Raw genomic sequence first — 12,942 nt, 5'->3', positions numbered from 1 at the left:
GCAAAAATCACTCCCTATTCACATAAATTTGCGATTGCAATTCTTATATAGTATAATAACCTTATTCGATTTTGGGAGGGAAGGCAATGGTATCTCGTTCCTACAGTATGGGGCTGTACGGCATGGAGGCTTTCGTCGTTGCGGTGGAAGCCGACGTAAGCGTTGGGCTTCCCGGTTTTGAAGTAGTGGGCCTTCCGGACGCCGCCGTAAGGGAATCGCGCGACAGAGTCCGTTCCGCTATGAAAAACTGCGGTTTTCAGTTTCCGGTACATAAAATAACGGTAAATCTTGCACCGGCAGATAAACGGAAGGAAGGGCCTATTTACGATTTGCCGCTTTTTATTGCCCTTATGAAGGCCAGCGGCCAGCTTGACGCTAATCTGGATGACAGTGTATTCATCGGGGAACTCTCCCTGAACGGCGAGGCAAGGCCCGTACGCGGAATTCTTCCGATGGCGATACAGGCACAGAAAAGCGGCTACAAAAAGCTCTATATTCCGGCGGCAAATTCCCCCGAAGGGGTTGTTGTCGAAGGAATGACCGTTTACCCCGTCAGCGATCTGCCCTCGCTTCTCAGGCATCTAAGTGGGCAGGAAGAAATCCTTCCTGCCGTTAAACGGGAGGATACTCTTTCAAATCCGGTCCCGCTCCCGGATTTTTCGGAAGTGCGCGGTCAGTTTGAAGCCAAGCGTGCGCTCGAGATAGCGGCAGCGGGCGGGCACAATGTTCTTTTAATCGGTTCCCCGGGCGCGGGCAAAAGCATGCTTGCGAAACGGCTGCCCTCCATATTGCCGGACATGACTTTCGAAGAAATCATCGAAACAACAAAAATACACTCGATAGCAGGCGCAATACCGGACGGAGCCTCTTTAATCCAAACCCGTCCGTTTCGCGCGCCGCACCACACGGTTTCCCCCGCCGGCCTTTCCGGCGGCGGAAGCATCCCGCGCCCCGGGGAAATTTCGCTCGCCCATAACGGCGTTCTGTTTCTGGACGAGCTGCCGGAGTTTTCACGCAGCGCAATGGAGGTTCTGCGCCAGCCGATTGAAGACGGAAAAGTGACGATCTCCCGCGTCAACGGAACCATTTCCTACCCCTGTACCGTCATGCTTGTCGCGGCCATGAACCCTTGTCCGTGCGGATATTTCGGGCATCCGACAAAGCCCTGTACCTGTTCCGCCCATGCGGTTTCCCGCTATCTTTCCCGCGTTTCCGGGCCGCTTTTAGACAGGCTGGATTTACATATCGAGGTTCCCCCCGTCGAATTTGATGAAATCAGTTCGGATGAAAAAGCGGAGAGCTCCAGTGTGATTAAAGCCCGCGTCAATGAAGCCCGAAGCATACAGAATGCGCGCTTTAAAGGCACCGCCATCGCCTGCAATGCCCGCATTACACCGGATATTCTCCATGAGGTTTGCCATCTTAGCGACCCCGGCCGAAACCTTCTTAAAAAAGCGTTCGAGAAGCTCGGCCTTTCCGCCCGGGCGTACGACAGAATTCTGAAAGTTTCCAGAACGATTGCGGATCTTGACAAAAGTGAGGAGATTGAACCAAGGCATGTTGCCGAAGCAATCCAGTACCGAAGTCTGGACCGAAAATACTGGACGAAAGAATTATAGAACATCCCCCGCAACTTCACTTGTGAAGTTACGGGGGATTCCTTTTAGTCTGCTTTAGCAGGTTTTTCAAACGTCTTGCCGTTTGAAAAAGAAAAACCCGCGCGCTACGCGCGTGAGATTAAAAGCTTAAGAAAAGAGCATCACCTTTCTGGTATAATGACGAGTGTTCAAGCCGTCAAAAAGCAGAAGAAAGGTGATGCTCTATGGCAAACAGTTTAGCACACACAAAATGGGTGTGCAAGTATCATATCGTTTTCACCCCCAAATATCGCAGAAAGATCATTTATAACCAGTTGAGGGCAGATATTCAAAAAGACATAAAAGACTTGTGTAAATGGAAAGGCGTAGAAATCATAGAGGGACACATGATGCCAGATCACATCCATCTCTTACTGTCTATCCCACCAAAACACAATATTTCAAGTTTCATGGGATACCTCAAAGGAAAGACAGCAACTATGATTTTTGAGAAACATGGAAATCTGAAATACAAGTTTGGCAACAAGCACTTTTGGTCAACAGGATATTACGTGAGTACGGTTGGGCTCAATGAGGCAACTATAGCAAAATATATCCGAGATCAGGAAAAGCAGGACCTCATTGAGGATAAGTTAACAACAAAGGAATACCAAGACCCTTTTAAGGGTTAGCCGGTATTCAATCCACTACGGCTTGAACAAAGTGAAAGCCAGCGTCTTTTAGGCGCTGGCAATCTTATGCCCTTTTAGGGCTCGTTCAGGCCACCCGTTTTACGGGTGGTATTGACTATCGATTATTAATATTTATCCGAAGTGTTATATGTATTCCGGCTTGGGGATTCTGCTGCGGGGAAATTCGTTTCACCGGTCGGGCCATGCTGGATTTCACCGGAAACATCCTTCAGTTTCAGCATAGACAAAATATCCTTCATTTGCTGTGCCTGGCCGCTTAATTCCTCACTGGTTGCCGCACTTTCCTCGGCAGTGGCGGAATTCGTCTGCACAACTGCGGAAATCTGATCGACCCCCAAGGTAATCTGATTGATGGAAGACGCCTGGTCTTTGGAGGATCTGGAAATCTCACCGATCAGTTCGGTTGCACTCTTTACCTTTCCGATAATTGCGTTGAGGGATTCTTCGGTTTCATGTGCAATCCGGGAACCGTTCTCCACAGCTTGAATCGAATTTTGAATCAGCGTAGTGGTATTTTTCGCCGCCTCGCTGCTCTTGCTTGCAAGATTGCGGACTTCATCGGCGACAACAGCGAATCCTTTTCCCGCCGAACCGGCCCTTGCCGCTTCAACCGCAGCGTTCAGAGCAAGGATGTTGGTCTGGAAGGCGATATCCTCGATCGTCTTGATAATCTTTTCAATCTGCTGGGAGGATTCGTTGATTTCCGCCATTGCGTCCACCAATTGCCTCATATGTTCATTTCCGCGCTCCACCTCATCGGAGGCTTCAAGAGAATATTGGCTTGCCTGCTGTGAATGATCGGCGCTCTTATTGACTTCTCCGGCAATTTCGGTAATTGACGCGGAAAGCTCCTGAATCGAACTGGCCTGTTCCGTAGCTCCCTGCGACAACGCCTGCGCGGCGCTCGAAACCTGATCCGAACCGCAGGCCACCTGGTCCGCAGACTGGTCAATATTCGCAAACATACGGTTCAGATTCACTATGGTTGCGTTCAGCGAATCTTTAATGGAAACAAAGTCGCCTTTATAATCCTCCTCGGTTTTCACCGTGCAATCGCCGTGCGAAAGGCTGTCCAGTACAACGGCAATTTCGCCGATATATCTCGTAAGGATATCAATTGTTTTCGAAAAAGTATCCGCTAAAATGCCGATTTCATTGCGGCTGCGGATAACGGGGACTTCGGAATGCAGATCGCCTTCCGCAAGCAGCTCAATGCGATGCACAAGGCTCTCGATCGGTTTTGTAATCGGATTTGCAATCCGAACAGCAAAGAAACAGGTAGAAAGGATGAACAGCAACAGCAAGATACCGGTAATAAAAATGGACGCATAATAAGAATGCATCATCTCGCTGTAATCCGCACTTACACCCAAAGACCAGCCGTCCGTATTGGGAATCGGGCAATAAGCAATCTGCTGACGAACGCCGTTGATGGTCGCCGATTCGCTTCCTGTTTTACCCGCCGTCATGTTCTTGACAACGGAGGCAATACTGTCATAAGAATGATCTTTCTGCGCCTGATTAAGATAATTGACAAAGTTGTTAACATTGTTTCGGTCTTTATGCGCGATAATGGTTCCGTTTTTATCGACTATAAATCCGTATCCTTTTTTACCAACGGTCACGTTATCAATCATTTTTGTAAAGGTATCGCTTGACAAGCAGGCATAGACGACCCCATTAAAATTTGTGCCGTTGTTAATTTTGGCTGCTATAAACATAACAACGCTGGAATCGGTTTTTCGCACAACGGTACTGGAAATACAGGTCTGACCGGTCATGGCTTTTTGGAAATAATCGCGGTCGCTGATATCGGTATTATTGGTCGTTTTCCCCTTTTCATCCGCTACATTAATGTCTTTAAAGCCATACTGCTGGCTGAGTTTTTCAAACAGCGCCTTTTGAGCGGCCGGGTCCGTTGCATCCGTGAGCTTACTTTCACTGGCAATGGCTTCCGCTTTTATTTTGAATACATCGATTGCATTTTTAACGGCTTCATCATAGGAAGTGGCATTCGACTGCACCATGGAAACCATATTGTTTTTACAGTTCTGATAGATCATGAACCCGTTTGCTACACTGCAAACGATACTGATCGATGCGGTAAGCCCTACCATTCCGAAGAGCAGCGCTCTTTTTAAACTTTTCTTTTTTCCCTTTTTGTTCATTCATCCCACGTTCCTTCCCGGTTGTAACTAACAATACAGTACAAGAAAAGGTACGCATCCTTTCGCATGCTGTGCAAAATTCAAGCACTTTTCTATAATAGGTATATCGACAGCATTTGAAAAAGATTAATCAAAATAAACCAAAATTCCCCTTATTTTTAGTCATTTATTTAATTTTTGAATAATAATTCCCGCAATTGCATGAATTGGCGCCTGTTTTACAACGGCGCCAATATCGTAAGCAACCATAGGCATGCCATAAACGACACAGGTCTGTTTATCCTGGCCGATGGTAAACGAACCGTTATTGCGCATTTCAAGCAGGCCGCTTGCGCCGTCCCGGCCCATACCGGTCAGAATAACGCCCATGGCGTCCTTTCCCGCGGTTTTGGCAACGGAGCGAAACATTACGTCCACCGAAGGACAATGGCCGCTGACTTTTTCGCCTGCGGCGCACTTTACGTAGTAACCCTTGTAGTCCTTTTCCAAAGTCATGTGCTTGTCGCCGGCGGCAACCAGCGCCTGTCCCTGTTTCACCCGATCACCGTTCTGCGCTTCCGCGACGGCAAATTTACATAATTTATTGAGTCTGTCCGCATACATTTTCGTAAAGCCAACCGGCATATGCTGTACAATCAGAATACCGGGAATATCCGCCGGGAGCTGTTTTAAAATTTCAACGGTAGCCTCTGTTCCCCCCGTGGACGCTCCGATTGCAATGATGTGTTCGCTCATCGCACTTTTGGAGAGCGTCGGTAAAGGCAAAGAAATGACCGGCGCTGCCGGGGCTTTCTTTACCTTTGCAGAGGAAGCTATTTTTATTTTCGTGCTGAGTTCCTTACAAAAAACCGTAAAATCATCGCTGCTTTTCAAATTCGGTTTTTGAACAAAATCGACCGCGCCTGCGCTTAACGCCTCAAAAATTCCAATATCAAGCGAGCTTACAAGAACGACCGGCACCGGATTCGTGGGGATCAGCTTTTTTAGAAAGTCTGTTCCTCTCATATCCGGCATTTCCACATCCATTGTAACGACATCCGGAGACAGTTCTTTTATTTTTTTTTCGGCTTCAGCCGCACTGCCTGCGGTTCCGATAATTTCGATATGCGGATTGTTCAGAAGCGCTTTCTGCAATGCCGTGCGAAAAAAAAGCGAATCATCCACAATTAAAACTCTTACTCTTTTATTTATCGCCATCTAAAACTTATCCTTTCCGATAGATTGATGGTTCAACATATATGAACTCGGATGTGTCCCTCTGGACCGTTTCAGAATGCCCAATAAACAGATAGCCGCCCGGCTTCAAGGCATCATAGAATTTATTAATCAATGCGTTTTTCGTAGGCTGATCAAAATAGATCATTACATTCCTGCAAAAAATCAAATCAAAAGGCTTTTGGTATGGAAATGGCTCCATAAGGTTCAGGCGTTTGAAAATCACCTGATTCCGAACTTCATCCTTCAATTCATAATAATCGTTCCCCTGCTTATTAAAATACCTCATTTCCCACGTTTTGGGAAGCTCTTTTAAAGATTCCGCGCCGTAAAGCCCGTTTTTTGCCGCTTCCATTGCTTTTAAGGAAATATCCGTTGCAAGAATCCGATAATCCCAGCTTGTTCTTTTTAAGCCAAAATATTCCATCATTGTCATAATGGTCGTGTAGGCTTCTTCCCCGGAAGAGCAGCCGGCGCTCCAGATACGAAGCTCTTTTCGGGTATTTGTTTTTTCCTGCATCGGGAGGAAAACATTTTTCATGAATTCGAAATGGGCGGGCTCCCTGTAGAAATATGTATGATTTGTCGTCAGCTTATTCAGCATTGCCGTAATTTCATCCGATTTGTTCTGTTTCACGAGATTAAAATAATCGGTAAAATTCGTTAAGCCTCTGTTTGTTAAAACAACCTGCATTCTGGATTCGATTAACTGCCTTTTTTTAGTCAGGTTAATTCCGTAATTGTCTTTTATGAACGTTACGATATCGTTAAATTCTTTATCCGTCAGACGTATCATCGTTTTCCTCCGTGTTTTATCCTTCGCGGCAAGGATGATTAATTGTTATTGTAAAGGTTGAGGATATCGAGAATCAGGCTGATGCTGCCGTCGCCGAGGATTGCGCAACCGGTAATTCCGGTTTCCTTAACATTATATTTATTAAGGTATAACGGAAGGGATTTTACAACAACCTGCTGCTCGCCCAGAAGAGCGTCTGCAAAAATGCAGTATGCTTTTTCATGGGTTTCCACTAATATGACGATTCCGCTGCTGATATCCGTAATCTCCGACGCAATCCCGAACTCCTTATGCAGGCGAACGACCGGATAATACTGGTTTCGAACCATGATAATCTCATTCATATCCGTGTCATAATGGATGGCACTCTGATCAACTTTAAACGACTGCCGGATATTATTGATCGGGATGGTAAACACCGTCTCGCCGACGGATATCTTCATACCGTTTACAATTGCGAGTGTAAGTGGGATTTTAAAGAGAATCTTGGTGCCCTTCCCGAACTCGCTTTCAATGGAAACGTCTCCTCCGACCTTTTCGACATTTTTCTTAACAACATCCATGCCGACCCCTCTGCCGGAATATTCCGTTACGACTTCGTTGGTTGAAAAACCGGGCATCAGAAGGAGGTTATTGACTTCTCTTGAGGAATATTCCGATTCCGGCTTTTTCAGCAGGCCCTGCTTCTTCGCCTTTTGAAGAACAGCCTTCCGGTCAATTCCCTTTCCGTCGTCCGTTATGGAAATTAAAATTTCCCCGCCTGTGTTCTGAGCCGACAGCGTTATGGTCCCCTTCGGCGATTTCTTCGTTTGGGCGCGCTCTTCCTTGGTTTCAATGCCGTGGTCCATCGAGTTGCGCACGACGTGCATAATCGGGTCGCCGATATTGTCGATAATCGTTTTGTCAACCTCGGTTTCCTCACCGACCATAACTAGCTGGACATCCTTATCCAGTTTCTTGCTCATATCGCGAACAATACGGTTCATCTTTTGGAATACGCCCGAAATCGGAACCATGCGGATCGACATAACGATTTCCTGAAGCTCGTCCGTGAGTTTTCGAAGCTGCCTGGAAGCTTTAGTGAAATTATTATCCACTGCGGCGCTCTGTCCGGCCGGCGAGGTGGTAACCATGGATTCCGTTATAACGATTTCGCCCATGAGATCCATCAGATTGTCGAGTTTCGAAAGATTCACATTGATAAGATTCTGCTTAATAACCGGATGCGCTGTGTTTTGCGTCTGCGGCGTGTTTTGCGTATCCTGTTCGCTCCCGTTTTTCTCACCGGATTTTTCTTCTGTTGGATTATCCTGCTTTCCAATTACAGTATAATTTTTCGTATAAACAAAATTTTCTATAATTTTTAAAACGCTCTTTAACCCCTGCTCGTCGCGGAAGAAAATCAGGAAGCCGTTTTTGATGATTTCGTCTGCGCTGGCCGGATTCGTTTCAATATCCTCCGGCAGGTATTTCACGTACTGGTAAATATCTTTTATTGCGTTGATCAGGATAACGGCACGGAGGTTCTCCATTTCCGTTTCTTCATCAAAATAGACACGGACGGAATACGGATATTCCGGATCAAATTTGCCGGGCTCCGCGGCAGCCTGCGTCTGTTTCGGAAGTTCCGGCTCCGGCGCGGATGCCGGCTTGGCCTGGGCCTGCGGTTCAGCCTGTTTTGCTTCCGGCTTCTTTGCCGGCGCAGCCCCGCCTTCGTTTGATTCGCCTTCTGAAATCTTTTTAAGAAAATCATTAATTTCCTGCTCAAAAGTGCCGATATCTGTAGTAAGCGGCTCATTGTTTTCCACCTTTGCGATTTCATCTTTAATGAAATCACTCGACCGGAACATCAGGTCAAAAAGCTCTTCATTGTATTTCTCGTTGATTCCGTTTTCACGTACATAGTAGAACAAATCCTCCACCTTATGAGAAATCGTGGTAAGGCTGTTGAACTGCATCATAGCAGAGGAACCCTTAATGGTATGCATGATCCGAAAAATTTCGTTGATGCTGTCTGTATCGAAGGAATTCGCCTTTTCGCAGTTAATTAAAATTTCGTCGAGATGCTCGAGCAAGTCGTTTGCTTCAAATAAATAAACTTCCAACATAGATTCCATATTGTTATCCATGATAATTTCACCGCCTAAATATACTTTATAATTTATATATCGTAACAAATTTAATAAAATTAATGCCAAATTTTATTTTTGAGGTGTTTTTATGCCCGACAACCTAAGAATTACCCCGCCTGTAACAAATAATGAAAACATAAATAAAATTCCCATCACAAAACAACCGGGGCCAATGACGCCAATCGACCCTTCGAAGGTTGTTCAGCCCAATACCGATAAGCAGGGCGACACAAACGCGCGCTTTGAATTTCTGTTAAATCGCAATTCGGTTTTCAGTAAATTTTTAGAGCAGCTGAACCAAACGCCCGCTTTGTCTGAAACGCTGCAAAAATTCACCTTTGAAGCCTTCAGCCGGCCGGAAAATGTTCATGATAACCGATCCGCCGCCCTTTTCATGAAAGAGCTTACCGCGGCTATGAAAATGGAATCCGCGGATATTCTGAAGAACCTGACTTTTCAGAGCAATAACCGGACAAAATTCACCGGCTCCATTTTTGACGTTCTTCGGAATACATTAAACGAATACCCGGGCGACCGGAATCTGGAGCAAGCCATCTCCGATTTTCTGAAAGCGTATGACGGATATTTCTCTACCGCCGACACCACACAGACAATCGCAAAGGAGCTGGACACCCTTTCCCATCAAATCCCGAATTCGTACAGCAAACAGCTTAAGGAGCTGACAGAAGAAGTCATAACGGACCAGCCTGTAAAAGGTCTGGATTTAAACCTCTCCGTTTTAAAGGAAAAAATTATTCCGCTTTTAAGCAAGTATATAACGGCTTCAAATGACTACGGAACGGCAAGAGACACCATTACGCTGCTGGTACATAATCTCGCCCGCCTGAACATAAGCTCTCATCAGGAAGTGGTGGAAACTTTCACGGCTCTGCTGGATTATTGCAAATATGAATTGAATCTGCCGGAACCGAAAATGAATGAATTGAAGTCCATGTTCCTGAAAACGGTAACAGAGGCTTCGCAGAAACCGGCAAATCCGCTTTTCGATTCCTTAATGAAAGTACTGTCGGAAAATATGAAGCAAAGCAGTTCCGGCGTAACCCAATCCCTTTACAGGGATACTTTGACCTCCCTTCTGCTGGATAACAGCGTTTACATGCCTTTCAACCATATTTTTCTACCGATCAATTACAACGGACAGTTTATGTTCACGGAGATCTGGATTGAAAAAGAAAATGAAAAGAAGAAATCCGGCAAAGGAAATGCGGAAGCAGGCGGCGCGCCCATTCATCTTTACCTGACTTTTGATATTAAAAAGCTGGGGTATTTTGAAGCCGCTGTTTCCTTCAGCAACGGCAAGGCGGACATTCAGCTGAACTGCCCCCCCTCGCTGGAAAAAGACAGGCGGGCCATCAGCGAAAAAATAGGAGATATCTTTACCCGGAACGGCCTGACGGCGCAGAGCATTGAACTCGTTACAGGCAAAAGCGCCGGTACGGAAAAGCAGATTTTAAGGAAGGTTTACGAAAGGAAGAATGTCATCGATGTCACAGTTTGATCATAATCATGCCGCGGCCCTGAAATATGCGCAGGATTCTTCCCACAGTGCGCCTGTTGTGGTCGCTTCCGGCTCCGGCTATATTGCGGAAAAAATTATTGAAGTCGCGCAGGACAGCGACGTGCCTGTTTATCATGACGATTCGCTGGCTTCCCTGCTTTCCCAGTTGAAAGTCGGAGCGGAAATTCCGCCGGAGCTTTATCAGGCGATTGTGGATATCTATGTTTATTTTTTAGATTATTCCATTGACAAAACGGAGAAAAAGGATATTCCTATATTAAAAACAGATGAAAATTCAAAATAAAAGAAATTTTTATTTTGAACTTCCTTTAATTATTTGAAAAAAAGCCGATATATATTTATAGCGGTTTTTTTCGTTTTCTGGCGCCGACAAAATAAGGCCGGTATTGTCGGAGCAAAATATCTTACCGAAACGGCAACGGTAGAAATGGTGAATGATATATGGCAGAAGACATTTTAGTTAAAAATAACACACAAGTTGAAACTGTATCTATGGAAAAATATTTAACTTTTTTTATTGATGGACAGCTGTTTGCTATCCCAAGCAGCGAGGTAGTTGAAATTATCCGCATGCAGCCGATCACGTTTGTTCCGAAAATACCGCCCTTTATCATCGGCGTGATTAATTTAAGAGGGAAAATCGTTCCATTGGTAGACGTAAGATTGAAGTTCAATAAAGAAAAGCGGGAATATGACGATCATACGAGCATCATTGTGGCGGAAGTCAACGATTTAAGCGTGGGGCTGATTGTCGACAGCGTCAACGATGTAACGAATATCGCGAAAAATCAAATCAGCGACACCCCCAGGCTGTCGAAAGATACAACCAATAGTTTTGTAAAAGGGATTGCAACACTGAACGAGAATGCCGTCATGATACTGGATATTGAAAGAATCCTCGCTGACGAAGACGATGATCAGATACCGGAAAATTAACGTTTTTATGCGCATCATCGGACACTAGTTTTTTGGAGGTATTTTCAATATGTTCCCCATACCTACGCAGTATCTTCATTCGCCGTGTGAAATAAAGACGATTTCAAATGAATTGCTTACTACCGGGTCAATCAGCGACATTCTGCATGGAGCCATTCAGATCTGCAATGACTTCGATGTGCTTCCGATTGTTCATTGCAACACACCGGTAAAAATAAACGTTTATAATAATACTGTAGGTTTTAAAGTTTTGGTCGGGCGGGTTTTTCTTTCCACTTCCGAATTAATGCAAATTACCAATATCCAGAATTTGATTGATTTTGAGAGAAGAAGCTTCTTCCGGTTAAAGGTTACCAAAAAAGCGAAGGCCTGTTTATTGCCGACCGAAACAACCGAGGAAATCGATACGCCGGAATTTGAAGTAACGATTACGGATTTAAGCTTAAGCGGCTTATTTATCAACACGGAGAGGAAGCTGGAAATTGACCAGCCCTTCATCGTTACCTTTCCTCTTTACGGGAATGAGATTCCATTCAGCTGCAAGGTTGAGCGCGAAAAGGAAGTCCCCCATCTGAACGGTTACGGGTGCTCCTTTCTTGATAATACAACGCATCAGTTCGACTTGCTTTGCCGCTATCTCTTTGAATTGCAAAGAGAGCAAATCAAATCTTCCAGGGGTCTGCTTTAATCTTCACAGTATTATATCGAAAATTTTTATGATAGGGTGATAAAAATGGAGAATGATAAAGGATTAATCGTTGAAGAAAATGATACGAATGAAATGAAAGGAAAATACCTGACGTTCTGGACCGACAAACAGCTCTTCGGCGTTCCGATTGCCGATGTAGTCCAGATCATCGGCAAACAGGAAATCACACCCGTCCCCGATTCGCCTCATTATGCGAAAGGGGTCATTAATCTGAGGGGCGACATTATTCCTGTTATCGACGTACGCTTACGTTTTGGCAAAGAAGAAGTGGAATACGACGAGCACACCTGCATCATTGTAACAAAAATCGATGAAACCCATATTGGTTTTATCGTGGATTCGGTTGACGAGGTTACAAATATCGGTGATGACAATATCTCTCCCCCGCCGAAAATGTCCAAGGACCGTACGAATGCATATTTAACCGGAATCGGCAAGGTGGAAAACAAGGTAGTTATGCTTTTGGATACCAGCAAAATCCTGAATGAAAACGAGATAGAGCTTGTCAGCAGCACAATGGCAGAAACTGCCGAACAGAATTAACCTACTTAAAAAAGGATGGGAGAGATTGAACTTTCCCATCCTTTTTCATTTGTTTTCGCTGGTTACTGCTGATTACTAATATCTGAATTTATAGTTAGGTACATGTATGCCATTACGCATTTAAAGTTTTCAAAAGTTACTAATCCCAAAATATTTCTTGCTTAATTCCTACCAGAAAATCAATTAACTCTTTCTTGCCTGAAACAAATCTCACCCCCTCATCATATCCAAAAATTTCACCTTTTGTTTGATTTCCCACATTTATCCATAATTTAATCTCAACAACATTATCTTCAGGAATTACTTCTAGCTCTAATCCAAAAAATCCTTCACTGTTATAAAAATTATAAACATAATTTTCTGGACAGTCCAAATGTTCTAGTACACCTTCAACTCCATGAATTAAATTTTTAATTTCATAAATTGTCATTGTAGCGTTAGCACTTTCATCAATCATACTACATCTTTGGGGCAAAGTTAAACAAAGGATAAATGGAATCCAATTTTCATGGTCACTTCTTTGCGGATTGTAATCAAACATACTATTCTTTTTTAAACTTATTTCTAATTTTAAATTTTTTTCTATATTTGTAATAAATGCCAATGACTTTCT

Annotated in this window: 12 protein-coding genes; 7 read left to right on the top strand and 5 right to left on the bottom strand. The window is 44.5% G+C overall.

Translation table 11 applies throughout. From position 1 onward, the window contains the following. Window positions 1-86: 86 nt before the first annotated feature. Together OUY18_RS02205 and tnpA are read left to right on the top strand one after the other, a co-directional pair. Window positions 87-1,619 (top strand): YifB family Mg chelatase-like AAA ATPase, encoded by a 1,533-nt coding sequence (locus OUY18_RS02205; protein WP_268057078.1) that lies wholly within the window; start codon window positions 87-89, stop codon window positions 1,617-1,619. 203 nt (window positions 1,620-1,822) lie between these two features. Further along, the gene (gene tnpA, locus OUY18_RS02200; protein ID WP_268057077.1) at window positions 1,823-2,269 is read left to right on the top strand and encodes an IS200/IS605 family transposase; all 447 of its coding nucleotides are present in this window, start codon (window positions 1,823-1,825) and stop codon (window positions 2,267-2,269) included. Window positions 2,270-2,394: 125 nt separating this feature from the next. On the opposite strand, the gene OUY18_RS02195 is transcribed toward tnpA, so the two are convergent. The 4 genes from OUY18_RS02195 to OUY18_RS02180 all read right to left on the bottom strand — a co-directional run bounded on the left by OUY18_RS02195 (window position 2,395) and on the right by OUY18_RS02180 (window position 8,598). Beyond that, window positions 2,395-4,458 carry a methyl-accepting chemotaxis protein gene (locus OUY18_RS02195; RefSeq protein WP_268057076.1) on the bottom strand — a complete coding sequence of 688 codons (2,064 nt, stop codon included), beginning with the start codon at window positions 4,456-4,458 and terminating at the stop codon, window positions 2,395-2,397. 162 nt (window positions 4,459-4,620) lie between these two features. Next, complete coding sequence (locus OUY18_RS02190) at window positions 4,621-5,655, bottom strand: protein-glutamate methylesterase/protein-glutamine glutaminase (RefSeq protein ID WP_268057075.1); 1,035 nt, start codon at window positions 5,653-5,655, stop codon at window positions 4,621-4,623. Between the two features lie 7 nt (window positions 5,656-5,662). After that, window positions 5,663-6,469 carry a CheR family methyltransferase gene (locus tag OUY18_RS02185; protein ID WP_268057074.1) on the bottom strand — a complete coding sequence of 269 codons (807 nt, stop codon included), beginning with the start codon at window positions 6,467-6,469 and terminating at the stop codon, window positions 5,663-5,665. A gap of 38 nt (window positions 6,470-6,507) precedes the next feature. Continuing rightward, on the bottom strand, window positions 6,508-8,598 hold the full coding sequence (locus OUY18_RS02180) for a chemotaxis protein CheA (RefSeq protein WP_268057073.1): 2,091 nt from the start codon (window positions 8,596-8,598) through the stop codon (window positions 6,508-6,510). 91 nt (window positions 8,599-8,689) lie between these two features. On the opposite strand from OUY18_RS02180, the gene OUY18_RS02175 reads away from it, so the two are divergent. The 5 genes from OUY18_RS02175 to OUY18_RS02155 all read left to right on the top strand — a co-directional run bounded on the left by OUY18_RS02175 (window position 8,690) and on the right by OUY18_RS02155 (window position 12,329). Further along, window positions 8,690-10,120, top strand: coding sequence for a hypothetical protein (locus tag OUY18_RS02175; protein ID WP_268057072.1), 1,431 nt, complete (start codon window positions 8,690-8,692; stop codon window positions 10,118-10,120). Further along, window positions 10,107-10,424, top strand: coding sequence for an EscU/YscU/HrcU family type III secretion system export apparatus switch protein (locus tag OUY18_RS02170; RefSeq protein ID WP_268057071.1), 318 nt, complete (start codon window positions 10,107-10,109; stop codon window positions 10,422-10,424). The genes OUY18_RS02175 and OUY18_RS02170 overlap by 14 nt, the downstream gene beginning before the upstream one ends. Window positions 10,425-10,633: 209 nt before the next feature. After that, a complete protein-coding gene (locus OUY18_RS02165) occupies window positions 10,634-11,077 on the top strand; it encodes a chemotaxis protein CheW (RefSeq protein WP_268057070.1) in 444 nt (147 codons plus the stop codon). A 49-nt stretch (window positions 11,078-11,126) separates the two neighbouring features. Further along, a complete protein-coding gene (locus OUY18_RS02160; protein WP_268057069.1) occupies window positions 11,127-11,765 on the top strand; it encodes a PilZ domain-containing protein in 639 nt (212 codons plus the stop codon). Window positions 11,766-11,810: 45 nt separating this feature from the next. Continuing rightward, window positions 11,811-12,329 (top strand): chemotaxis protein CheW, encoded by a 519-nt coding sequence (locus OUY18_RS02155; RefSeq protein ID WP_268057068.1) that lies wholly within the window; start codon window positions 11,811-11,813, stop codon window positions 12,327-12,329. A 139-nt stretch (window positions 12,330-12,468) separates the two neighbouring features. Here OUY18_RS02155 and OUY18_RS02150 read toward each other — a convergent pair whose 3' ends face one another. Then, window positions 12,469-12,933 (bottom strand): hypothetical protein, encoded by a 465-nt coding sequence (locus OUY18_RS02150; protein WP_268057067.1) that lies wholly within the window; start codon window positions 12,931-12,933, stop codon window positions 12,469-12,471. Window positions 12,934-12,942: the final 9 nt, after the last annotated feature.

The organism is Caproiciproducens galactitolivorans (assembly GCF_026672255.1).
Classification (GTDB): domain Bacteria; phylum Bacillota; class Clostridia; order Oscillospirales; family Acutalibacteraceae; genus Caproiciproducens; species Caproiciproducens galactitolivorans_A.
The sequence above is the reverse complement of the archived record's forward strand: the minus strand, read 5'-3'. Positions and strand labels throughout refer to the sequence as shown.

Coding starts and splice junctions, on each gene's coding strand:
- OUY18_RS02185 (WP_268057074.1), bottom strand. CDS start 6,469: ATGATACGTCTGACGGATAAAGAATTTAACGATATCGTAACGTTCATA.
- OUY18_RS02155 (WP_268057068.1), top strand. CDS start 11,811: ATGGAGAATGATAAAGGATTAATCGTTGAAGAAAATGATACGAATGAA.
- tnpA (WP_268057077.1), top strand. CDS start 1,823: ATGGCAAACAGTTTAGCACACACAAAATGGGTGTGCAAGTATCATATC.
- OUY18_RS02180 (WP_268057073.1), bottom strand. CDS start 8,598: ATGGATAACAATATGGAATCTATGTTGGAAGTTTATTTATTTGAAGCA.
- OUY18_RS02175 (WP_268057072.1), top strand. CDS start 8,690: ATGCCCGACAACCTAAGAATTACCCCGCCTGTAACAAATAATGAAAAC.
- OUY18_RS02195 (WP_268057076.1), bottom strand. CDS start 4,458: ATGAACAAAAAGGGAAAAAAGAAAAGTTTAAAAAGAGCGCTGCTCTTC.
- OUY18_RS02190 (WP_268057075.1), bottom strand. CDS start 5,655: ATGGCGATAAATAAAAGAGTAAGAGTTTTAATTGTGGATGATTCGCTT.
- OUY18_RS02205 (WP_268057078.1), top strand. CDS start 87: ATGGTATCTCGTTCCTACAGTATGGGGCTGTACGGCATGGAGGCTTTC.
- OUY18_RS02160 (WP_268057069.1), top strand. CDS start 11,127: ATGTTCCCCATACCTACGCAGTATCTTCATTCGCCGTGTGAAATAAAG.
- OUY18_RS02165 (WP_268057070.1), top strand. CDS start 10,634: ATGGAAAAATATTTAACTTTTTTTATTGATGGACAGCTGTTTGCTATC.
- OUY18_RS02170 (WP_268057071.1), top strand. CDS start 10,107: ATGTCACAGTTTGATCATAATCATGCCGCGGCCCTGAAATATGCGCAG.